The organism is Phocaeicola plebeius (assembly GCF_003437535.1).
Lineage (GTDB): Bacteria > Bacteroidota > Bacteroidia > Bacteroidales > Bacteroidaceae > Phocaeicola > Phocaeicola plebeius_A.
Genome location: NZ_QSQT01000007.1, coordinates 121,979 through 144,310, shown reverse-complemented (window position 1 = coordinate 144,310; position 22,332 = coordinate 121,979). Strand labels below are relative to the sequence as shown.

The 22,332-nt window shown below is 40.4% G+C and carries 21 protein-coding genes and 1 pseudogene; 9 read left to right on the top strand and 13 right to left on the bottom strand.

Annotation, left to right across the window (positions count from 1 at the left end; all coding sequences use genetic code 11):
- Positions 1–158: 158 nt before the first annotated feature.
- Entirely contained in the window at positions 159–914 is a 756-nt protein-coding gene (locus tag DXD04_RS05235) for a hypothetical protein (protein ID WP_117671482.1), read from the bottom strand.
- 68 nt (positions 915–982) lie between these two features.
- The gene (locus DXD04_RS05230) at positions 983–1,774 is read right to left on the bottom strand and encodes a DNA-processing protein DprA (RefSeq protein WP_181977171.1); all 792 of its coding nucleotides are present in this window, start codon (positions 1,772–1,774) and stop codon (positions 983–985) included.
- Positions 1,775–1,983: 209 nt separating this feature from the next.
- Between DXD04_RS05230 and DXD04_RS05225 the strand changes: the two genes are divergently transcribed.
- The 3 genes from DXD04_RS05225 (at position 1,984) to DXD04_RS05215 (ending at position 5,860) form a co-directional block, all read left to right on the top strand.
- Positions 1,984–2,874 (top strand): hypothetical protein, encoded by an 891-nt coding sequence (locus DXD04_RS05225; protein WP_117671478.1) that lies wholly within the window; start codon positions 1,984–1,986, stop codon positions 2,872–2,874.
- 101 nt (positions 2,875–2,975) lie between these two features.
- Positions 2,976–5,264, top strand: a complete 2,289-nt coding sequence (locus DXD04_RS05220; protein WP_117671476.1) for a tetratricopeptide repeat protein — start codon at positions 2,976–2,978, stop codon at positions 5,262–5,264.
- Positions 5,265–5,398: 134 nt separating this feature from the next.
- Positions 5,399–5,860: a metallophosphoesterase family protein gene (locus tag DXD04_RS05215; RefSeq protein ID WP_147330743.1), complete on the top strand. Its 462-nt coding sequence runs from the start codon at positions 5,399–5,401 to the stop codon at positions 5,858–5,860.
- Here DXD04_RS05215 and DXD04_RS05210 read toward each other — a convergent pair.
- Entirely contained in the window at positions 5,845–6,639 is a 795-nt protein-coding gene (locus tag DXD04_RS05210; RefSeq protein ID WP_117671472.1) for a hypothetical protein, read from the bottom strand. The two genes, DXD04_RS05215 and DXD04_RS05210, sit on opposite strands and share 16 nt — an antisense overlap.
- Before the next feature lie 163 nt (positions 6,640–6,802).
- Here DXD04_RS05210 and DXD04_RS05205 point away from each other — a divergent pair, with 163 nt between their 5' ends.
- Genes DXD04_RS05205 through DXD04_RS05195 form a run of 3 tightly spaced genes read left to right on the top strand, consistent with a single transcriptional unit; the run spans position 6,803 to position 8,781 of the window.
- Positions 6,803–7,246 (top strand): DUF6557 family protein, encoded by a 444-nt coding sequence (locus DXD04_RS05205; RefSeq protein WP_117671470.1) that lies wholly within the window; start codon positions 6,803–6,805, stop codon positions 7,244–7,246.
- Positions 7,247–7,268: 22 nt separating this feature from the next.
- Positions 7,269–8,168 (top strand): helix-turn-helix transcriptional regulator, encoded by a 900-nt coding sequence (locus tag DXD04_RS05200; RefSeq protein WP_117671468.1) that lies wholly within the window; start codon positions 7,269–7,271, stop codon positions 8,166–8,168.
- A gap of 19 nt (positions 8,169–8,187) precedes the next feature.
- Positions 8,188–8,781 (top strand): hypothetical protein, encoded by a 594-nt coding sequence (locus DXD04_RS05195; RefSeq protein WP_117671466.1) that lies wholly within the window; start codon positions 8,188–8,190, stop codon positions 8,779–8,781.
- Between the two features lie 55 nt (positions 8,782–8,836).
- Here DXD04_RS05195 and DXD04_RS05190 read toward each other — a convergent pair whose 3' ends face one another.
- The 10 genes from DXD04_RS05190 to DXD04_RS05145 all read right to left on the bottom strand — a co-directional run bounded on the left by DXD04_RS05190 (position 8,837) and on the right by DXD04_RS05145 (position 17,162).
- Positions 8,837–9,193 carry a hypothetical protein gene (locus DXD04_RS05190; RefSeq protein ID WP_147330742.1) on the bottom strand — a complete coding sequence of 119 codons (357 nt, stop codon included), beginning with the start codon at positions 9,191–9,193 and terminating at the stop codon, positions 8,837–8,839.
- Positions 9,194–9,261: 68 nt separating this feature from the next.
- A complete protein-coding gene (locus tag DXD04_RS05185; RefSeq protein ID WP_117671462.1) occupies positions 9,262–9,531 on the bottom strand; it encodes a hypothetical protein in 270 nt (89 codons plus the stop codon).
- A gap of 22 nt (positions 9,532–9,553) precedes the next feature.
- Complete coding sequence (locus DXD04_RS05180) at positions 9,554–10,495, bottom strand: relaxase/mobilization nuclease domain-containing protein (RefSeq protein WP_117671460.1); 942 nt, start codon at positions 10,493–10,495, stop codon at positions 9,554–9,556.
- Positions 10,476–10,829, bottom strand: coding sequence for a MobC family plasmid mobilization relaxosome protein (locus tag DXD04_RS05175; protein WP_117671458.1), 354 nt, complete (start codon positions 10,827–10,829; stop codon positions 10,476–10,478). Before DXD04_RS05175 ends, DXD04_RS05180 begins: the two co-directional genes overlap by 20 nt.
- A gap of 145 nt (positions 10,830–10,974) precedes the next feature.
- Positions 10,975–11,913: a toprim domain-containing protein gene (locus tag DXD04_RS05170; RefSeq protein WP_117671456.1), complete on the bottom strand. Its 939-nt coding sequence runs from the start codon at positions 11,911–11,913 to the stop codon at positions 10,975–10,977.
- Between the two features lie 232 nt (positions 11,914–12,145).
- The gene (locus DXD04_RS05165; protein WP_117671454.1) at positions 12,146–13,357 is read right to left on the bottom strand and encodes a primase-helicase family protein; all 1,212 of its coding nucleotides are present in this window, start codon (positions 13,355–13,357) and stop codon (positions 12,146–12,148) included.
- Positions 13,358–13,362: 5 nt separating this feature from the next.
- On the bottom strand, positions 13,363–13,713 hold the full coding sequence (locus DXD04_RS05160; protein WP_117671452.1) for a helix-turn-helix domain-containing protein: 351 nt from the start codon (positions 13,711–13,713) through the stop codon (positions 13,363–13,365).
- A 245-nt stretch (positions 13,714–13,958) separates the two neighbouring features.
- Entirely contained in the window at positions 13,959–14,366 is a 408-nt protein-coding gene (locus tag DXD04_RS05155; protein ID WP_117671450.1) for a hypothetical protein, read from the bottom strand.
- Complete coding sequence (locus DXD04_RS05150; protein ID WP_117671448.1) at positions 14,345–15,901, bottom strand: RNA-binding domain-containing protein; 1,557 nt, start codon at positions 15,899–15,901, stop codon at positions 14,345–14,347. Before DXD04_RS05150 ends, DXD04_RS05155 begins: the two co-directional genes overlap by 22 nt.
- Positions 15,902–15,911: 10 nt before the next feature.
- Positions 15,912–17,162: a site-specific integrase gene (locus DXD04_RS05145; RefSeq protein WP_087247537.1), complete on the bottom strand. Its 1,251-nt coding sequence runs from the start codon at positions 17,160–17,162 to the stop codon at positions 15,912–15,914.
- A 594-nt stretch (positions 17,163–17,756) separates the two neighbouring features.
- Between DXD04_RS05145 and DXD04_RS05140 the strand changes: the two genes are divergently transcribed.
- The 3 genes and pseudogenes from DXD04_RS05140 to DXD04_RS05130 all read left to right on the top strand — a co-directional run bounded on the left by DXD04_RS05140 (position 17,757) and on the right by DXD04_RS05130 (position 22,280).
- Complete coding sequence (locus DXD04_RS05140) at positions 17,757–18,395, top strand: response regulator (protein WP_117671446.1); 639 nt, start codon at positions 17,757–17,759, stop codon at positions 18,393–18,395.
- The gene (locus DXD04_RS05135; protein WP_117671444.1) at positions 18,392–20,461 is read left to right on the top strand and encodes a tetratricopeptide repeat-containing sensor histidine kinase; all 2,070 of its coding nucleotides are present in this window, start codon (positions 18,392–18,394) and stop codon (positions 20,459–20,461) included. Before DXD04_RS05140 ends, DXD04_RS05135 begins: the two co-directional genes overlap by 4 nt.
- A gap of 461 nt (positions 20,462–20,922) precedes the next feature.
- Positions 20,923–22,280 (top strand): annotated as a pseudogene (locus DXD04_RS05130) (transposase).
- The last annotated feature ends 52 nt before the right edge of the window (positions 22,281–22,332 follow it).

Genomic DNA, 22,332 nt, shown 5'->3' with positions numbered 1-22,332 from the left:
CAAAGATATAAATTTATCGGATTTACCCCTCAGATTATTACGTTGACCCTAAATGCTATCAAACATAAAATAGAGAAGAAAATAATTTGTTTTGGCTTGTTCTTATTTTCATCTGTTTACTCGAATGAACTGCAAGTCTTCCCTTTGCTATGCTTTATTTATGCTTGTTTGTTTAATAATAAAGTAACCGTTGCTTCTTTACAATCACTATCTTCTGTTATAATGCCAAATTGAATGTCTTCATAATTCAGCCATGAGCGGACATTACGCTTAAACTCTTCCAGTTCTTCGTTGATTAACGGATATTGAGCAGAAACACGAATGCAAACTACTGCATTATTGTATCGCCTTAGGTCAAGTTGCTGGTATTTAGTCATGGAATTAGTAATATATCCTAATCGGTTCCCTTGCCCGTTAGTAATGGAGTGATAATCATATCGTGTGCCGTATTCTACCTCTATCAGATAAGCTAAATCCTTATACATAAAGCTACTTCCGGGTACAGTAAGTTCTTGTATGATAGCCTTCCTTCGCTCCATTTTGCTTTGCATGGGAGCATGACTTTTCCAAAAATTCTCAATTCTTTCCACCGGAGAAAAACCATAAAAGGTGATGTCGTATATACAATGTGCAGCAATTTCCTCTTTGTTTAGAGTTGCATTCTTGGGTAAAACAAGTTCTTTAGCCAATTCATTCTCCCAAAAATCTGCGTCTAAAGACTGTATGTTTATCAAATCCTCTTTTTGCTCTATGCAAACTTTCTCAGCAAACTTAGGATTAGGCTCCATACCACGAAGAATATCATATGCTTCCCGGAAGGCATAGATGTTGTCAAAATGCCCGACTATTATTTCTTTCAAATAAGGAAGCAAGTCATCAAATTCCACTTCCATGATTAACTCTTTCACCGTCATGACTATTCTGTTTTAAAGATTCTGATTGCAAAATAAATCCTGTAATATGCCATATTGGTGCATAAGTTCTACAATTTGATGGGAAATCCGATTCCTTTGTTGAGAATGTACTCATTTCCAGCATTATGCTTATCGTATTGACCGTATGCTACGGCATAAATCTTGCATCCGTACTTGTGTGCGAAGTAAACCGTATTCATCGTACCGCTTTTCACAGCACATTGAACTACAATGACTTTTTGTACCAAAGCTGCTTGCAGTCGGTTGCGGGCATATAGCCGTACAGGATTGGCTTTCACGCCAAAGGGCTGTTCAGAGATGATTAAACCGCCTTTGTTTATGATTTCTTTCTGCAAGGATTCATTTGCCTTGGGATGGACGATATTTAAGCCGGATGCAACCACTGCAATAGTTTTTCCATTGGCATCTATGCATCCTTGATGAGCGGAACTGTCACATCCCAATGCCAATCCGCTCACTATGACATTTCCTTTCAATGCATAGCTTTTTGCCAGCTGATAGGCTATATCACATCCGACATCATCAGCGTTTCGTGAGCCAATAATGGCAATGGAATTTTCGTTATAAAGTAACTCCTTATTTCCCAATAGATGAATTAACGCAGGTGCTTCTACGCCAATTTGAGCAAATGAAACTGGATAATCGTCTGCATAATAAGGGATAATGCAAATGTCCGCTTCTTTTTCTTTCTCACAAATCATCTTTGCTTTTACGAAGGTTGCCGGATGAAGGGCGATTGTTTCTCGCAATTCTCGTTCCTCTTTACTGCATATATCAGCATAGTGACACCGCAACAAATGCAGGCATGTCAGTTCTTCTATCGAAAATCTATTTCCCATATTCTCATCCTTTTTTCCGCAAAGATGAATAGAAGTGATGCCAATGTAAAGCATTACTTCAATTTTTTCTCATCTTATGCTTTGATGTTGCATATCCTTGACAGAACTTTGCAGCAAAAGATATAGCATTTCCCATTGAAAATGAAAGTTTTCTTGAGAGAATTCGTTATATTTGTTTTAGAATTCATCCACTTTAAAAATATACGTGTATGGAAACATTATCAGAACAATTGACCGAACTTTACGAAAGTAAGTGGAACGGCTTAATGGAACAATTGGAAGCCAATGGATTGCGAGACAAACTGCAATGTCCGTTCTTAATTTCTCTGTTGCGCTCGGGACAAAAGAAAGAAGAAAGAGAAAAAGAACAAGCACTAATAGGTTATGATAAATGGTATGCTCAAAAAGGGACCTCTGAACATGAAGAATGGTACACCAAAGCCGACATAAAAATCATGTTCTTTGGTAAAGAGCCAAATGGTTGGGAACGAGACAATGCTGAAGAACATTTAGATGTGGGTGATTTAATGGCTACCTATGAAGACTTCCTTGATGACAATTATGTGGCAATAGAAGGGAACGGAGGATATTTTCGTGGTGGGAGCCAATTCTTCAAAAGAGGAATCAACGGTATGATGGCAGAAATCAAAGATAATTTACTCAGTGCATATCCCGGCAAACGTGTCTCTATGATTTGGAATGAAATCTCCAAGCTTTCTGCCCGTACTGCAAAAGGTGGTGGTGCTGTAAGTGTAGAAGCGCACGGAATAGAGAAGAACTTTTTCCACGTGATTCCAGATGAAGTTGAAATTCTTAAACCGGATATATTGATATTCTTTATTGGACCGGGAATGGAAAACAACAAATACTATAATTACATATTGGAGAACTTTAAGTTAAATGGGAAGCCAAATCCGTTACCCAATTTGCCTACGGGCGAGGATGTCATCAAACTTCCTATTGAGGGTGTAAAATTCGCATATAAAACTTATCATCCTAGATATGCACCCAAAGAAGCTAATACATTTCATTGGAAACTTTACGATGCCATTCTTAAGGATATCAAAGAAAATATCGACCAACTATTGGAGAAAGAATAACCTGTGAACCACTTTGGCATAACTTGACCTCATCTTTGCATTGAAACAGACGGAAAGATGAGGTTTTGTTTTTCCTATGTGTAATCTAAAACCGAAAGAATATGGAAAAGAAAAGCAAAGTGGTGAGCAAACGTTTGCGAAAGCAACTGGATGAGTTGGAGCGGGGCAAACGATATGATGAAGCTACCCAACTGTTGGAACCTATTGCCCGCCGAGGCAATGCTGATGCACAATACGAGATGGGAGAACTGCTTTACCATAAAATGGTACATGAAGCGGAAGCAGTAGTCAGAAATTACTCCAACTTTGAGAAAGCAATATTTTGGTCAGACTTGTCAAGGAAACCAGAATTATGTAAAGCTGATTTCTCTGATTTCAGCAAAATGATTGATTGGTACGAAAAAGCTGTCGAGCAAAAACATGCTAAGGCGATAGTAGAACTTGCCGAATGGTATACTCCGATAGTTAGCCGTTCGTCCGTCAAACACGTAATCAAGCAGTCATCGTTCTTTACCCTAAAATGTGACTTCAATTATGCATTGTCTTTATATATAGAAGCATTAGAAAGCGGCGGAGATGATTCTTTTTTTGATGTTTGTGTTATAGAAAATCTACTCCATTCGCCTCATGTACCCCAAAAGGTGAAAGATAAAGTTGTGGACATACTTCAAGCAAGGGTAAAGAAGGGTTGTTGTCATGCTGCTGACCATTTGTTCCGCATTTGGGAAAGCAAATACCGAAGCCCACAAAGGAAGCCATATTATGACATACAGATAGACGAGCATGAATTGTTGCATACCGATTGGTTCTGGTTGTTGTTAGATCACGAGGCAGAATGTGAAAAGAAAAACGAGTATTCCGCGAGGAATGCACTTCGTTTACTGTCTGATTTGGCTAAGAATGGCAACCAAGAAGCGTTGGATATGTTGAGGGGTATCGGGATGAAAATAGGAGGCTCGTCTGCTTGTTGGGCTGGAGATGTCTATTATGAACGTAAGGAATACAAAAAAGCCTTGGAATGCTATTTGGCAGGAGAATATGTGTACAAACTGGGTGGAATGTATGAACGAGGCGAAGGCACCACACCCGATATGGAAAAAGCATTTTATTATTATAAGCAGGCAAATGACAATTATAACATAGGGCGAATGTATGAGCAGGGCCTTGGCACGAAGAAGGATTTGCGTAAAGCGTTTGAATGTTATCACAAAATTGTTGATAGAGAGATTTATGAGCATGATTCAGAGGAAGAGAAAAACGAAATTCTGTCTGCTCGCTGTTCATTCCGTCGCTTGAAAAAGATATTGTTCGAGCAAAAGGATGAGATAAGAATGACGGTTGCTGCCAAAGGGCAGAAATCCGTTTGCGGATTCTCGTTCACCAGTTATGGCGATTGCCAATTTACGATAGATTGGGGTGACGGACAAGTGGAAGCGATAAATAATGAGAAAGGAGAAGAAATCCAAGCAGAACACACGTATGCCAAGCTAGGGAAATGGAACATCAGCCTAAGAAGCAATGAGACACATACCATCACGTCCTTTCATTATACCTGTGAGACATATATACTGAAAGCGCTGGATGTAACGCAATGTCCGATACTTATCGACTTGTATTGTGTCAATCAAGGATTGAAACGTTTGAATGTTTCCAAAAATCCAAGACTGGGACGCCTGGTTTGCCGCGGCAACAAGTTGAAGATATTGAATATCCGGAGAAATAATCGCCTTACCCAACTTGACTGTTCTGACAACCCGGAGCTTTATCACGTAGATTGGAATCCACAATACTCAGCATTGACCAAGGTTTGCATGAAGAATATCATAAACTTTGACCAACTGGACTTTCTTGACTATTTGCTGAAACGGAACAAAGGACAAAAATGCGAACTCATTGCGGAAGCCTCGTTTGATCCCGTATTCTTGCCACTCTCTTATTATATGCGTTGCTTGAATTGGAGTGACATGAAAGCAAAGATAAAAGAAGGTGGCTATCCAATATGGAAAGAACATTCATGGAGAAAGTATAAATCCGCATTCGATGATATGAGTTCACGAGAAGATTTCCACTACACAGGCATTGACCGTATTGTTTGCGAAGGCGGTTATACCTATTACTGGCTTTATAGCTCCCGTGAAAAAAAGTACGTCCACCAAGATCTTGAAGATGTTGTTATGAATCTTATGCCTTGGAGTGAAACGCTTGATATGCCTGTGGAGATAAGAGAAAAGGAAGGATGGATGATGTTCCCACAAGTGACTTGGGCAGATGTGTTTTGTCCCTGTTTCATTGAGATGACTTGTTCGCACTGGAAAGAAACGGAAGAAATTATTCAATGGGAGCGTGATTATTGGGAGCGACATCGCCAAAGACAGGAGAAATACGAATGAGACTGGACTATAAAGGAAAACATTTGTTTGCATTTTCGGACACGCACGGTATGCACCGAGATTTAAGCATCCCCGAAAACACAGATATTCTAATTTGTGCCGGGGATGTTGTATCGGACTTTTAAGAAAACGGGTTGAGTGATTTCTTTGACTGGTTTTCTTCCTGTCCGGCACAGCTTCGCTTATTTGTGCCTGGCAACCATGAAATCATTTTCGACCTTTGTCCGGAAGAAGCCCGGCAGTTAATTCCTGCAAATATAACATTACTTGAAGATTGCGGTATAGAATATGATGGCATCACTTTCTACGCTATTTCCAGCAGGATGATTCAGCAAATGCAGTGGTTAGGAGGGGAATGTGATCTGCCCTATAAAACGGATTTTTTGATTACCCACATTCCCCCGAAAGGCATATTGGATGAAGGTACGGGTAGCGAGATATTGGAACAAACCGTCTTAAAACGCCAGCCAAAGCATCATCTTTTCGGCCATGTACATTCTAAAGGAGGACAATGCGAGGAAAAGTGGAGTACAAAGTTTGGCAATGTCTCCACCTTTCAGATACTTTGTAGAACAGATAGTCAATTCGGGTTATAACGTTTCCCGTTTTGGTCTATAATATGCTGACATACCAGATGGGCTTCCACCCAAAAGTCATTTAACCGCAATAAGTCCGGAATGGAGTAAGGTTTGTGTGTGCAAATGTCATGTACGGCATGACACACGACAACATGCTCCAATTCCGGACGGCGTAAATGCCCTTCTGCCCATGTTACACCATCATCCCATACATCCACACAATGCAACTGTTCATCCGTCATATCTGAAGTGCTTTGGGGTGAATAGTTGCAGGAACATTCTTCGATTTCAGAAAGTCCCCCATTACACTCTTCAAGCAAACAGCAGCAAATCAGCTCCATCATATACTCGAAATCGGAACCATAATAGCTGTCTTCCGGCAATTCCAATATAGACTCCAGCCCACAGAACATATACCTTAGTGTACCACGAATGACATAATCGTCATCAAAAGATTCATCTTTTGAGCTATCAATCAATGTACGATAGAGGTTTGCCATACGGTGGTACATCTTCTTGGTCAAACTATTCAGCAATTCATTAACCGCTTCAAAGCGTTTGATTTCCTGCGAAGTGGCTTGGAACATCCGGTTGAGAATCAGGCTCCGTGTACTTACTAAATCTTCTATCTTTTCTATCTGTACTGCACCGATATGCCTCAAATCAAGGCTCCCCTTTTCCTGTTCGCCCATGAGCTTTTTGATTTCCGCTTCCACTTCCAACAGCAAAGCACGTTTCTTGTCCACATTATTTTCTTGATAGATGTAATCCGCCAAATCTTCTGCATATAAATCCATAATCGTTTTATTTGTTTAATGATGTGGCAAAAATAAGTTCGCCTTATGCCAAATGGAAACACAGGAATACTTTTTTCTCAGAATAATAAAATCTTTTTAGCGTATGCTTTAACATGGCATAACTTTATGCGATATTTGCATTATCAAGTTAAAACTTTGCATTATGGAACAACAGACATTCAAATCTTTACTTAATCAGTTCAGTTTTGATGACATCTTACCTGAATTTAAAGCCTTATATCAGCAGAACCAACCTAAACAAGTGCAACATGCTAATTGGGAGGCTTACCGTAGCGTATATCAAAAACTCCAGATGCATGATGTTTCTGAATCCCAATATGCCATTTATTTGGTGTCAAGATGGGAAGGATGCTCACCGATGATTGATATGAATTGCTCTGTTTATGACCCAAAAGATGAAGATAGCGATTATTACCCAGTGGCAAGCTACTCTCCTTGGTCTGCTCTTTTAGGTATGGATATTCATATTGACGAAGATGTAACAATCACTTTACAAGAACTGACAGCCGGATTGCTTTGGGAAATCACTTATTACGGAGAAACAGAAGAAATGATTCAAGAACATCTTAAAAAAATGTTCAAATAGCTGATTTTGTAAAAGGAATGATATGACAAAAGATTTATTTGACAAATACATTTGGTTAGTAGACACTATCTACAGAGCCGGAAAAATCACGTTTGAGGAAATCAACGAGCGTTGGCTTCGTTCACGATTGAGTGAAGGGGAAGATATTCCATTAAGAACCTTTCATAACTGGCGCATTGCCATCGAACAAGTCTTTGATATAAATATCAATTGTAACCGGAAAGGTGGCTATTACTACTATATCGAAAATGCAGATGATATGCAAAAAGGAGGTATCCGTAATTGGTTGCTCAATACGTTTGCAGTCAATAATCTGATAAACGAAAGCCATCATTTGAAACGGAGAATCCTATTTGAAGAAATTCCGTCCGGCAGAAAATACCTCACGCCTGTCATTGAAGCCATGCGTGACGGATTAGAATTGGAGCTATATTATCAAAGTTATTGGTACGAAGAACCAAGTACCTATACGTTACAACCTTATTGCATCAAAGTGTTTAAGCAGAGATGGTATGTCATCGGTTTCTGCAAAGAGCGGAATAATATCCGCACCTTTTCTTTGGATAGAATACAACAACTGACCACCTTAGACACGAAGTTTATTTATCCAAAAGATTTTGATCCAGAAGCCTACTTTGCAGACTATTTCGGTATTATGATTGAAAACAAGAAATTGGAAACCATTCGGATTAAAGTCTATGGAATGCATGTACAATATATCCGTGCTTTGCCTTTGCACCATTCCCAATGCGAAATTGAGACAACAGAAGATTATTCCATCTTTGAGTACCGTATGAAACCGACCTTAGACTTCCGGCAGGAATTACTCTCAAGAGGGGCGGATGTGGAAGTACTTGTTCCTTTATTCTTTCGGGAAGAGATAGTTCAGGCGGTGAATAAAATGAGTTCATTATACAAATAAACAGTAATCTTACATATAAATGAAAAAGAAATATACTGATGCTCAATCCTATTTTCAAGATTGGGCACAAATCAAAAAGAAAGAAGTGCAGAATATGGAAGAATCCATGAGGGGAAATCCGTTATATCAGAAGGAAGTGAACCCAATGGATGATGATGAAACTTGGTCAAAGCGATTCCATTTCATACTTCACAAGGGACTCCCCGAAAAAGAATGGAAAGCATATCAAAAAGGCATAAGACAAGACCGTTTACAGATTTGGGCAATGTTTATGAATGAGAATCCAGACTACGATTATCATTATTTCTTGAATCTGTTGAAATTCAAATTGGAGTGGATGATTTTCTATTGGGAGAACTTTGGACATTTAGCTCGTGCGGAGCAAGATATCAGTCGAATGCGGATTGCTACAAGGCTTTTGGATATTATCATGGACGAAAATTCTGATGCTCCAATCCCTTATGTGAATATGAAAAACAAACATCGCTTCTGTGTATATCATAAATCGCAGGGTATGTATGAAATTGATAGTGAATATGAAGTTCGCTTTTGCAAAGCATATTGTTTGTTCTTTAGGTTTTTAGAATATCATCTGTTAGGATGGTGGGATTGAGAGACGATTCCCCCAACAACTCAAACGAATTGTTGGGGGCAATAACTATTACATATTATCTCAGGGCTTCTGCTTCCTGTTGCAATAATCTTGCTCGTTCAAGTTTTTCAGCCCTTACCCTTGTACGGTATTCAAAATCTTCTACCACGTTGCGAATGTTACCAATAAGTTTTTTATCCTTATTGTGCGTAAATATGACTTCCAAAGTATCTAAATCTGCTCCATTCGCTCTGCCATGCATTCGAATAAAACGATACTTTAGGTCGTTATCTGACAAAACCATATTTCTTTTAAACTGATAAGCATTACTTACCAAAAGAAGCATAATCATTCCAATCATACTCGCTTGCCACAGAAACAGGCGGGAGGTTTTGAAATCAATGATATGCGTATGATTGTTCTGAACTTTCAAATTTTGCAAACGTTGCAATTCATTGCTGATTCGTTCTTGCTCGGCAAATATTTTTCCGTTGGTTGTACTCAGAACTGAATATACCTGAGTTCTTTTAACCGCAAATTTATAGCGGTACGAAGTCTTTCCCGTCTTTCTTTGTCATAAGATAGTTCGGTTTTCATTTCCGTTATTTCCGATTGAAGCCGTTGTAGGTTGTCTGAAAGCAAGATAATTCCTTCACTACCCTCATCTTCTTGTTTCTCCGTTTCTACATTTACCAATTCTTTGATTTCGGAACAGAGGTTATATACTGCATCCAGCGTGTGGATAAAATTGTTGTTTTCCATTTCTTTCATTTTTGTATCTATTTTAGGGGTTTTACCAATTTATTCTTTTCTTTTTCTTTTTTTTCAACTTCCGTTGAAAGGCAGCTTCCGCATTTTCATCAGCATTGTTAAAAGTAGGGGTGAATAATCCACCCAATGCTCCGACAAGGCTTTCAGCTATATTGCTGCTTGAGGTATAAGTATTCTCATGTTGTATTACAGGTTGCCCATTGTTGGTTGTCATTCCAATACCCTGTTGGTATTGGTTATTGTTTTCTCCCAACTGTTTATCCAGTTTTGAATAGCTGAAATTCCTGTCAATGCCCGAAGCCTTGAACGTAATGCCATCTTTGGTAAGAGATAAACCTTGAATAACATTACTCTTGCCTCTATACTTAAACTCCGTTTTTATTCCCTGTCTGGATAATTCCGATATGAACAGCTTCCAATTATTGGACTTACTTAACGAGTACTTAACAGCATGATAAATCTCATATTTCGTCTTATCGTTTCCTTTCAAGCGGTGAGTCCGTACTCTGTCTTTACCTTTACCAAAATAAAGCCCATACTTTTCCTTCAACTCCTTGCAGACCTTGACATTCCGATAACAGTCGTTCTTGTCACTGATGGTGCGTCTATTGTTATCTACACGATTGAAAACAATGTGAACATGTGGATGCTTTTGGTCTTTATGCCGGGCAATGATATATTGGGTCTCTTTGATTCCCATTTTCTGCATATACTCCTTTGCCAGACTTACCAGTATTTCATCTGTCATTCTTGAAGCGTCTTCGGGTGCATAGCTGAGTGATATATGTCCCACAGGTTGGCGGATATGTGGTTTCATCATTCTTTGGGATTGAAAACAATCCGTTATTGTCTGAATGCTGTCTGTCAGCACTCCTTCTGCCGCCAGCAGTTTTGCATCGGGCTTGCCCAATACATAATTGACACAGCCTCTGAATCCTGCTCCCTTACTTATTTTTCCAATCATCGGACAACTGTTTTATGATTTGGACTATCTTTTTCTTCAACATCATCAGTTCGGCTGCTACTCCTGCGAATCCTCCGGCATTGGCTTTATGGGCAAGCTGGTTGATGTTGTTGGCTTCTCCGGCAAGTTTCCGCAACACGTCCGCATCCGCCTTGCTGATGCGCTGTACTACTTTACCCGTAAGCAATACGGAGTGAACGAACCTACTGAGTGAAACACCTGCATCTTTCCTGCGTTTCTCTACCGCTTGGTACTCAATATCTGTAAATCTTGCGCTGACCACACGCACCTTGTTGCGCCTGGTCTGCCGTGATTGTTGCTTATCTTTTTCCATTCTGAAATTCGTTTTGGACTGCGACCAACGGGAGCGGACTGTCTTTGCCTTCCGGCAAGCAAGGTCGGAAATGTATACATTTCCATAACCTTGCTCCTTCAGACAATACGGCTTCCGCCAGTACAGCGATGATACATGATTGATGTTACAGGCTCCGCCCTTTCGACCTTTTGGGTGGTACAATCTGTTCGGTTTTCTGCTCCTGCACAGAGCGTTGCCGGACGAGATACTCGTTCAAGTCCTTACAGTCCTTGTAAGTGTGCGATGCGTCACGGACACGGTAGGAATACTCATTTGCAAGTCTTTGGAAAGCTTCCGTTCCGGCACGGTCATTGTCGAAAAAACAATGGATGCGCTCATAGACCGCCAATCCGTCAATCGCCTTGTGGAGATTGGAAACCGAGTTCAATATGATATAGTTCTGCCAGTCCAGACACGGCATCTTGGAACACTTCTCCGCCCGTATGGTCAGAAATGAGAGATAGTCTATAAATCCCTCGAACACGAAACAGGTGTCATTCCTTCTGCCTTCATGCCGGATATGGGTGATGTCTTTCGGCGCGATGCAGCCCTTGAAGTATCGGTTGCGTATCTCGTAACCGCCAGCCATGTTCCGAAAACCGATGGCAAAATAACGCTTGCCGTTGTTCTCGAAGTGTACCTCATTACATTCTCTTTTCGCCAGTTCCAAGTTTATTCCCCTGCCTTGCAGATAAGAAAGCAGGACGGGAAAATCAAGTTTCCTTACTTCCATACGCTGAAAATTTGGCTCTGTGGAGGACTGCTTCCGAAAAGAAAAGGACACGGGTCTAATGTGCGGTGTCTGCTCCGCAATCCGTTGCAGTAGATACGGCACGTGGACGGAACTGTAAAGTTCCGAAACCAGTGCGATAATATTGCCACCCTGTCCCAACCCGAAGTCATACCATTTATTGATTTCAGTATTCACCTTGAAAGACGCTTTGGTTTCCTCCCGAAACGGTGATTTATACCAAAGGTTTGCTCCCTGTTGCCTGACAGGGGTATAACCCAAGCTCTGTAGATAGTCTACCAGCCTTATGTTTTTTGCTTCTTCGATAGTCATTTTCTATACGGATTTGATTGTGAGTAAAAAGCGTTGAATTGTTGAGAATATCTTGTATCAAGTTGAAAGACAAAGCGGTATCCACTCAACAACGGCTCAACAAATGCCTGCGAAAAAAGAAACTATTATTTTTCTTTTCAACAGCACATTTTGAGTGTTGAGTGTTTGTTGAGAAAATTTTAAACTAAGTATCAATAAATTACTTGCTTATTTCAACAATTCAACAAAATAATCAGAGTTCGTCCAGCAATGACCTGCTGATGGTGTAAAAGCGTCCAACCCTCCTGATAGGTGCAAACCTGCAATCCCTATTATAGTCGAACTGGTAAGTTGTATAGGTCAGTCCATTGGGGGCAGGTGTCAGTTTCCAGCTTTCCGTAACGATTCTGCGCAGGTGGTGCTTTTCGATTTTAATACCCGAAAGATTCAGCAGGTTAAGCAGGTCGTTCAAGCAGAAGGAAAGACTGTCAATCCCTACATTGTCCATTATCTCCCTTATTAGCTCCATCGCCTCTACTTCGTACTTGCCACGATTACATCGGATAATCCTTAGCAAAGCTGGAGTTTCCGTCAGCTTCGGGGAAAACCACATACGGCTTTCCTGCCGGGTAGTCAGTTTTCGGTGCTGGAGAAAATAAAGGAAAGCCGGTATTTCCGCTGTCAGCTTTTGCAGAAAGTTTGTATCGTCACTTTCAAGGCGATGAATTTTCCGTACCCAGTAACGTGTCTCGCCCGGGTCAATGATGACGGGCAGGCTTTCGTTATTGGAACAAAGCACGAACTTGGCGAAGAAAGCAATCTCGTCACGGTCTTTGCCTTTGGCTTCCACTTTGTAGGAAAGTGTGGTACTTAGATTCTTCAAACGCTCAGAATCCTCCCTGCGGTTCAGCAATACCTCGTCCACCACGATAACGAGCTTTCCTGCCCAGTCTGCATTGAATTGGCTGCGGAAATCCTCGTTAGTATTAAAGGTCACATTATTGCGGAACACGGCTTTCAGAAAATTCAGGAACGTACTTTTTCCGGTGTTGCACTCTTCCGATACCAACAATAGAATAGGAAGTTTCTGCACAGGCTGCAAATAAAGGAGTTGTAGGTAATCCATACCCAACTCGTACTGTTCACCGAAGATGTGGCGTACCAAAGCTTGAATGTGGGAGAAATCTCCTTCTTTTGGCTCATGTCCTATCGGCTCGTACAGGTTCAGGAAGTTGTCTATTACCTGACAGTAGTTCACATGGTCGGGAACTGTGCAGAAACCGTCATACTTGGGAACACCAGCCAGATAGTCCTTGCCGTAATCTTGGCGGAGCGTCTCGTTGTTCCAGACAATGCGTTTCTTGACGTGTCCTCCGTTCAGTCGGGGCTGGCTAACTATCTTGTAAAGTGCTGTGCCTACTCGGACAAACGGATTTTCATTCTTTAATGTTTCTTTCGTACTCATATATTTTAGCGTTTACGTTTGAAACATTTCTGAATGTTGATTGCGGAATTACAATCTTCGCTACGGTTTGAAATTAATTGCTTGTGCGCCCATTCAATAAGAGCCTTACGGGAAAAGACAAGTTTATTCCCATACTTCATAAAGGGAATCTGTTCCTGCGAAGTCATTTTATACAACTTTGCCTTTGAAGTAGGAAAACCGTTATCTTCCAACACTTTCAAAGCATTGGGCATACTCAATGTATCAGGTAAATCAGAACTGGGTGCTACCTGTTGATTTCCTGAAAAGAATTTTGAAACCGCATTGAATACAGCTTCTTGAATTTGTTCCTCTGTTGCGACAATAATATTTGCCATAATCAAACATTTTAGGGGTTAAACAATAAGCTGTCGTCACAGCTATCTCAACGTTGATACGGCAAAGGAAATATAAAAATAAGAGCTTATAAAACAGGCAAATATCTATATTAACTATGCCAACTGCGGACATTTGATGCCATATGATGACATTTACCCGGTAATATTTCAAGGTTTGGCACTAAATGGCTTTGAAGTGGCACTTAGTGACACAGTTGGTATAGATGATAGAAGAAAATGCGATTTTATTGTTTTTGTTTGCGAAGCTGGTCTACGACCTCGTCTATATCGAAAAATTTAAGATTAGTGAAAGAGTTCTTACTGGGTTTTATTAATCCGTCCTTTATCCATTTATTGACCGATGCTTGAGTTGTCCTCATCCATTTGGCTAAATGAACATTTGTAATCAGGTAATATCCGTTCAACTGCATAACAGTATGTTTGTTGGCAGAGAAACCACGCTGTAAACGGTCTATCAGCATATCTATATCTTTTCTGATGATTTTGGGTGCAGGTTTGTTTTCTTTGATGGTCAGTTCAATAGAACTCATGTCAAAATTATCCAACTGTGGTAGTTTGGATAATTCTTCAACGATGTGACCTGCACACCTCAAATCTTGAATATGAAATGTTAATTGCTTCTGTCTTGGCATAGTAATAGAGATTTTCCTTTTTCTGTGGTATAATACTTCTGCAAACGACTGTTAGGCTTATTCGGAACGGTCATTGCCAACAATCCTTCTGAAATCAAAGGTTTTATATATTTGTTTCTAAATTTAGTCCGATTACTAAAATGTAGTATAGTAATAACTTCCATTAGAGATTTTTCCGATATACAAGTTTCAAGAATTGTTCGTATTTCTCCTTGACTTAGTGCCAACTTAGTCCCAACTTGGTCCCAACTTGGTCCCAACTTAGTCCCAACTTGGTCCTGACCTGTCTGAATATTTTTTGCAAACTCAAACTCTTTAGGATCACGATAGGTAATAGAAAAGACAAACTCCTCTCCACTACGAATCTCTATCTCAGAGTTTTCAAAGTATAACGGAGCATATTTCCGAATATTTTTCTGTCCAGATCCAAGCTCCTCAGCCCATTTCATTTCACGGAATACCTTTGTTATTAGCGGATTCTTTGTACGGGTACGCCAGTCATTTATATCTATATCCCCTGTTTGGAAAGGTTTCGTCCAATTCTCCGTTATAACCCGGTCACGGAATATGAGGAACTTATTGCTATATGAACTGATATACTCACGATGCAGAAGTGTATTCGAGATTATTTCTCTGAATATCATTACCCGTAAGTCCAAACGGTCTATTCCATTATCCGCCAAACGAAACTTATCAGGCATGTTGCGTTGCACGAAATTCAACAAACGGATATATGACTGAATCAAATTTACGCATATCATATCCCGGTCATTGTAACGAATATCAGGGTCAGTCGGAAGCGGATGCAAGAAACGCTCGTAAGACACGCTACGATAAATGGCATCCGTACGATGCCACGGACAACAGTTCAGAATAGTCTGTTCCTTGCCAAATAAAAGAATGGCAGCCAACTTATATCCTTCCCTATTTGTTCCCCGTTGCTTACCCCAGAACAGGCTTTTCAGGAATTCTTCATTTGTCATGCTCAACCACGGATGATTGGAGTTATGAATAGAAATGTGGCTACGCATAATCTTGAACGATTCTTCATCCATATCTGCCAATGTTACATCGGGAAATACTTCATTCTCGGAAGACTCCTTTTCTTTTCGCATGAACATGTTCTTAACCAGATAAGTATGCTTTGACACATCATTGTCTGCATCACCCCAACGGTCATAAAAACGGTTCTTATATCTATGTACCTGTTCACTCTCCGGCACACTCAGATACAGGATAATCTTACCGTCAATCTCTGTCTGCTCCGGCGTGATTGGCATTGGAGGAAGAAACAGTTCAGGATTATTCAGTGTATTGATAATACTTTTGGTCATATCTGTTACGCATTTAGGGTTAATTCCTAATATAGCCCCATCATCATCCACTCCTAAAAAGATATATCCTCCCTCTGCATTCAGAAAAGAACATACCGTTTCATACACGGAAGCCGAAACCTTATCCGTGCATTTCTTAAATTCTACTTGTCTATTCTCGCCATGCAAAAGCAAGTCTTTTATTTTATTTGTTGATAACATACCGTTTCCTTTATAATACTTTTACCGCTTCGTCTATTACGCTACTGGCAAAGCTATCCAAATAAGTATTGGTCGTTGACAAATCACTATGACCCAATATCTGTGAGATAACTTCACGTGGTACTTGATTGTCCTGTAAAGTCATAGCCATTGTATGACGGCTCACATAACTGGTCAGCTTCATGTCCGTAATCCCTAAAGTCTGCGCTAAATTAGCCAAATTCTTGTTATTACGTCCAAAACGGCTACGAATATGATTATATAATTGTTCTCCTTTATATCCTGGAATAGAAACGATTGGTAATAAATAATCTTCTACCAAAATTGTATTAGAAGCAAACCAGTCCATCAATTCCTGAATTTCAGAAGTTATCTTAATCTGAATAGGTTTTACTTTCTTTGCTTCTTTTGTCTTATTTCGTTTATAAACAATATAGCTTCCACCATTATAACGGATTATATTGTTTTTAGTCAACAGTGCAGCGTCAATAAACGATATTCCATAACAATAATAAGAAAATAGGAACAAACGTCTTGCAAGCTCTTGAGCATGACTTTTAACAGCAGTATGTTTCAGTTTATCCATATCTTCATGTGGCAAATAGCGCTTTGCTGTTTCTTCTTCCAAGGCAGAGATATTAAAACCTCCTTTTCCAAAAGGATAGGTGACTTCAGAAGCCTCCTGATCTTGTATAGCCTTATTTAAAATTGCACGCAGAGCTTTGAAATAATATTTCCGGGTATTTCCTTTACACTCTCGTTTCTGAAGAAACACATCGAAAGCCTTTACATATTTAATGTCTATTTCAGAAAACACTTTCTTATCAAACTTACTATCAAACAATTCAAGCATATGTAAAGTACGACTATAACAAACTGAATTTCCTACATGACCAGTATCCTTTAACGTAGTTATTGTCTTATTGAAATAATCCTTTACTTTACCTTTTGAGGCCTTATTCAAAAATGCTTCTTCAAACTGATTTAAAGTCCAATCAACCCTTTCTATTTCAAAGTTGCGAAATATTTCATTAATCTGGGTTTCTATTTCAGATAATCTTGCATTCCATATTTTAAATTTAGGTACAATTTTCTTATCAGAAACAAATCGACCATCAGATTCATTCCACTGCTCTTTTGTTGAAACCAATCCAGTTCGTATTAACTTACTTTTTCTTTCTTTAGTAATTCTAATAGAAACCGGAAAACTGCCATCTTTACGTTCATTACCCGCAAACAGAATAAACTTATATGTTGCCATAGATATAGGTGTTATATTTATTTTCCTACAACAAATCTACAACATTTTGAGCAAAAACCATCAAAACAGAAGAAAATTTATAGAAATTAAATAGTTGATTATCAATAAAAACCATGCTGAAAATCAAACAAATACAAAATACATATATCATAAAATAAACCCCTGGAGGGCGCGTGGTCGCTGGTTCGAATCCAGTCACCCCGACTGGTAAAAAGCATTGATAATCTGATGATTGTCGATGCTTTTTTGTTTTTATATTTTTCAGTTTTCCCCCACTCACATCCCCACACAAAAACAACAAAATCCACCTACATAAACTCACAAACCGACTACCACATTCTACGTTTCCCGAAGCAGAACCATACGTTTCCCATACGGGAAACGTACAGCTCAGCCTTGAGAAACGTAGGTTTCGCACAAGGGAAACATAATAATCACCTTTACACCTTTCCATTTACATCTCTAAGTTTTACTGAATTGTAATTGAAATAGTTTTTTTGCCTGACATAAAGACAAAAATTTCCTTCTATTTGCATAACGAAAGAAAAATGACCATCTTTGTAAAAAGCAAAAACACAACACACGTACATTCCCATGAAAAGTATATATATTTTAGACGATCATCCCATCATTACCGAAGGGATTGCACAATTGCTGGCAAATAACCAGCAATACCAAATAACTGCCGGACATCATGACTCTGAATTATATAATTACCTGAACGATCATACTCCCGACCTGCTAATTATAGATTATGAGATTCAGGATAAAACAGCCCTGGATGTCATAACCTACCTGCAAAAGAAAGGTGTGAATATTCCTCAACTCATCTATACCATGCATACAGAGTTCTGGATTATCAAACTGCTAATCAAAGCGGAAGTGGCAGGTATCGTGACCAAAAATGACAAAATAGAAGAAATAGAAAAGGCCATACACAACATCTTGCACGAGGGAAATAAATATTATTCACCTACTGCGCTGAACGTCGTACTGTCTATCATGGGTGACCATTCTACGGAAAAGTCCATTACTTATACACCAAGCCCGCGTGAAAACGAAATCATTCAGATGCTGTCATGTGGCCTTACTTCCGATGAGATTGCCCACAAACTTAATCTCAGCAAAAATACTATTGATACGATGAGAAAGAACATCTTGCTGAAAAGTGGGGCTACCAACGTATCACATCTTATGCGAATTGCTTTTTTAAAAGGTTGGATTACAGAATGAAAAAGATTCTTTTTTTCCTATTTCTCAGTCTGAGTGCGTTCCTGAATGCCAATGAGAAAAGTAACAAACTGGCTGATTTGCTGCATTCATTCGGCAATAACGGTGAGTATGCACAGATGGATTCAGTGTACAATCTTATTATTCACGAAGACCATTACAAGCAGGATAAGCTCTATGCGCTGAATATTACCCTAGACTATGCCCGATTTCTCAACCAGAAGGGAGACAGTGAGAGGGCAAATACCTTACTGACCCAAATCCGGGAAAACGCAATGCCACTGGAAAAATTTCCAGAAAATACCATAGCACACCAGCTCCAGGAAATTGCGGCAATTGCTACGTATGAAATTGCCTACGGACAATGGCAGAACAACCAGTTGCCGGCTGCAAGAGAAACAGCAGAAGAAGCAATTAATCAACTGGAACAGGTAAAAGATTCTGTGAACTTGGCAGAGGCCTACAATCTTTCAGGAGTCATACACCGCAGATTGTTCATGCTCGACAATGCCATCTCACTTTATCAGAAGGCGCTCGCCATTACTGAAGACTTGCAGAATTACAACCTGGCAGCCATCATCGTATCCAACATTTCCATTCTGTACAATGAAACGGGCAAGAACAATGAAGCCATACAGATTTCTCGTAAAATGTTTACTTATCCACAAACCGACACACTTACCATCGACTATCGCATCGGGGAAGTAAACAGACTATGCAACCATGCCATTTTGTTAGCTAACAACCAACAGCCTGTCCAGGCAATGGATACGCTAAAACTGGCCATCCAGAAACTTCGTCCGGAAATGCCCGACGGCCTCAAGCTATTGGCCTACACGCAATATGCCAGAGTATCGAGGGATGCAGGAAAGCCCCGGCAGGCGTTGCAATACTACCAGAAAGCCATGAGTTATAAAAGTACGACACACAATAAGGCAAATATTGCGAATTTAGAGTACTTATATGGGTACATGTTATTCCATGATACGGACTCCTTGCTTCAGGCACGTAACTACGTTATGAAAGCAGCCGACTTTGCCCGAAAGAATCCTTCCGGCCTGTTACCCAAAATCCTGCTTACACTGGCCGAAATAGAAGGCAGGAGAAACAACGGACAATTAGCTTATCAGCTCATGCTGGAGGCATATCAGGCCAATGAGAAACTAAACGACCAATACTATCAGAACCGTCTGTCCGGATTTGAGGCTGAACTGGACCTGAAGGAAAAAGACTTGCAGATTGCCGGACTCAACGGAAAACGTGCCGAGGAAAAAGCTGCTTACCTGATACGCACTTACACCATCGGGGGCATACTTATCTTGGCCCTGCTGCTACTCATTATTCTGGTCATAAGCATGCATAAACGAAAGATTGCATTCCACCTGAAGCAACTGAAACTGGAAAAAGAAATCAAGGAGAAGGAGATGCAAAGACAACTCTTGCTTACCGACATGCACAAGAAAATGACCGAACGATACATCTGTGGACTGGAAGACAGCCACAATCGTATTTCCAAGGAACTGCACGACGGAGTATGCAATGATTTGTTATCCGTAGAAATGGAGATGAAGCAGTCGGACAACCCGGCTATAACGACTCAACTCAAACAAATCAGGGAAAATCTGCGCAACCTTTCGCATCAGCTGGCAACTCCTGCCCTCAGCAACTTTAGCCTGTACCAGGTACTCAAACTTTACACGGATAAGCTGAAATCGCTGAAAACACCTCATATCCAGTGCTACATAGAAGAAAGCATTCAGCAGATAGACTTTCCGGCCGACCAAACTCAGGAAGTGTACCGCATTCTTCAGGAAATCATATCCAACATGCTGAAACACGCCAATGCCCAACAGGCTTACATCACTGCCAGCTATGAGGACGGGCAGGTTAATCTTATCGTTGAAGACGACGGGAAAGGTTTCTCCGCCGATAAGCTTTCCAATGATTTCCTTCAAGCAGGACTGGGACTAAGAAGCGTCAAAGAACGTTGTGATAAGCTGCAAGGCGGTTGCGACATCACCTCGAAAGAAGGACAAGGAACGGTAATACATTTCTGGTTTCCGGCATAACGGACGTCACTATACAGAAAAAAGAATCCGCATTGCAACTTCCCCGATATTGCAATACGGATTCTTCAGCGCGATGACAAAATGAAGTCTTTTTATTCCCCGTTACATTCTTCAAAAGTCACGCTTGCATAAGTCCCCGACCCCATTCGCATTATGAGTAACATTCCTTGACGAATACAAGGACTTAGCAGTTCTTCATAGCCTTAATTTCCTATTATTCTGTCTTCAAAACTTATTTTTAACAAAAATACACGATAATATTAAAAAATATATTCCCATAAATAACCGATTTCATACTCCTATTTATTGGGTATAAATAGGGACATTCAGTAAATAGTATAAAATTAGCCAACTAATTCATACACAAAGTATTGCGAATTAGTTGGCTTTTTTGTATCTTTAGGTATTCCCCCGAAAATAAGGTTTGGCAGTCAAAACGGGGGAAATATTCCAACAAAGATATGGCTAAGATACAAAATATTTCAGAAATTCACCCTACTTTGGGCTTTACAGAATTTGATGTTCAGGAAAAATATCGCAAGAGTTTTAATGAGAGTGAACTTGGCAGGCTTCACTCGGTGTTTCCGTTTGAACGTATGGCAAAAGCCATAGGCCTGTGTGAACAGCGTCTTGGACGCAGGAATATTTTCTGTCCTTCGGCAAAGATTGCTCTTATGGTCCTGAAAGCCTACACCGGATTCTCCGACAGACAACTGGTGGAGCATCTGAATGGCAACATACACTATCAGATGTTCTGCGGAATCATGATAGACCCGTCCTTCCCCATAACCAACTACAAGATAATCAGTGCTATCCGTAATGAGATGGCATCCCGTCTTGACATTGATTCCCTCCAGGAAGTACTGTCCTCACACTGGAAACCTTATCTTGAGAACCTTCACGTGTGCATGACCGATGCCACGTGCTATGAAAGCCACATGCGTTTCCCCACGGATATGAAACTTCTCTGGGAAAGTCTCGAAGGCTCTACAGGCATATCTGCAAGCATTGCGGGGAACTTGGCATAAGGCGTCCGCGTAACAAATACAAGGATGTGGCGGAATCCTATCTTTCCTATTGCAAGAAAAGAAAAAGGAAGGCTTCAAGAACACGGATGCTCAAGCGTCGTATGATCAGGCTTCTTGAAAAACTAATCAGTCAAAGAGACGGGATTCACTGCCGGTACGGTACTTCACTCCGCTATACACAGGATTACCGAAAGCGGCTTTCCATCATCAGAAAGATTCTTGTACAGGAAAAGGAAATGTTTGAAGGGAAGAAAATTAGTGACCGTATCGTCAGCATTGACCGTCATTATGTACGTCCAATAGTAAGAGGAAAGGAAACAAAATCCGTTGAATTCGGTGCAAAGGTTAACAACATACAGATAGACGGTATATCGTTCATCGAACACCTCTCGTTCAAGGCTTTTAACGAAGGTATACGCCTGAAGGACTGCATCCGCATGCAGCAGAAGCTCATGAATGTGAGGGTAAGATGCGTGGCTGCCGATTCCATATATGCCAATAATGCCAACAGAAAGTTCTGCACGAAATATGGGATATCCACTTCCTTCGTACGCAAGGGAAGGGAGACAAAGGATGAGCCCTTGAGGAAGGTGCTCAGAAGTGAACTCTCCAAAGAAAGGGCCACCCGGCTTGAAGGAAGCTTCGGCACTCAAAAGCAGCATTACTCGCTCTCCAGAGTAAAGGCACGGAACAGGAAGACGGAAATCCTGTGGATTTTCTTCGGAATACATACGGCAAATGCCGTACTGATGATAGACAAGGTCACGAGCAGAACAGCTAAAGCGGCATGACATGAATTTACAGACAGGAGCAGAAGAGGTCATCAGACTTCTTCCGAAACGT

Coding starts and splice junctions, on each gene's coding strand:
- DXD04_RS05235 (WP_117671482.1), bottom strand. CDS start 914: ATGACGGTGAAAGAGTTAATCATGGAAGTGGAATTTGATGACTTGCTT.
- DXD04_RS05230 (WP_181977171.1), bottom strand. CDS start 1,774: ATGGGAAATAGATTTTCGATAGAAGAACTGACATGCCTGCATTTGTTG.
- DXD04_RS05225 (WP_117671478.1), top strand. CDS start 1,984: ATGGAAACATTATCAGAACAATTGACCGAACTTTACGAAAGTAAGTGG.
- DXD04_RS05220 (WP_117671476.1), top strand. CDS start 2,976: ATGGAAAAGAAAAGCAAAGTGGTGAGCAAACGTTTGCGAAAGCAACTG.
- DXD04_RS05210 (WP_117671472.1), bottom strand. CDS start 6,639: ATGGATTTATATGCAGAAGATTTGGCGGATTACATCTATCAAGAAAAT.
- DXD04_RS05205 (WP_117671470.1), top strand. CDS start 6,803: ATGGAACAACAGACATTCAAATCTTTACTTAATCAGTTCAGTTTTGAT.
- DXD04_RS05200 (WP_117671468.1), top strand. CDS start 7,269: ATGACAAAAGATTTATTTGACAAATACATTTGGTTAGTAGACACTATC.
- DXD04_RS05195 (WP_117671466.1), top strand. CDS start 8,188: ATGAAAAAGAAATATACTGATGCTCAATCCTATTTTCAAGATTGGGCA.
- DXD04_RS05185 (WP_117671462.1), bottom strand. CDS start 9,531: ATGAAAGAAATGGAAAACAACAATTTTATCCACACGCTGGATGCAGTA.
- DXD04_RS05180 (WP_117671460.1), bottom strand. CDS start 10,495: ATGATTGGAAAAATAAGTAAGGGAGCAGGATTCAGAGGCTGTGTCAAT.
- DXD04_RS05175 (WP_117671458.1), bottom strand. CDS start 10,829: ATGGAAAAAGATAAGCAACAATCACGGCAGACCAGGCGCAACAAGGTG.
- DXD04_RS05170 (WP_117671456.1), bottom strand. CDS start 11,913: ATGACTATCGAAGAAGCAAAAAACATAAGGCTGGTAGACTATCTACAG.
- DXD04_RS05165 (WP_117671454.1), bottom strand. CDS start 13,357: ATGAGTACGAAAGAAACATTAAAGAATGAAAATCCGTTTGTCCGAGTA.
- DXD04_RS05160 (WP_117671452.1), bottom strand. CDS start 13,713: ATGGCAAATATTATTGTCGCAACAGAGGAACAAATTCAAGAAGCTGTA.
- DXD04_RS05155 (WP_117671450.1), bottom strand. CDS start 14,366: ATGCCAAGACAGAAGCAATTAACATTTCATATTCAAGATTTGAGGTGT.
- DXD04_RS05150 (WP_117671448.1), bottom strand. CDS start 15,901: ATGTTATCAACAAATAAAATAAAAGACTTGCTTTTGCATGGCGAGAAT.
- DXD04_RS05145 (WP_087247537.1), bottom strand. CDS start 17,162: ATGGCAACATATAAGTTTATTCTGTTTGCGGGTAATGAACGTAAAGAT.
- DXD04_RS05140 (WP_117671446.1), top strand. CDS start 17,757: ATGAAAAGTATATATATTTTAGACGATCATCCCATCATTACCGAAGGG.
- DXD04_RS05135 (WP_117671444.1), top strand. CDS start 18,392: ATGAAAAAGATTCTTTTTTTCCTATTTCTCAGTCTGAGTGCGTTCCTG.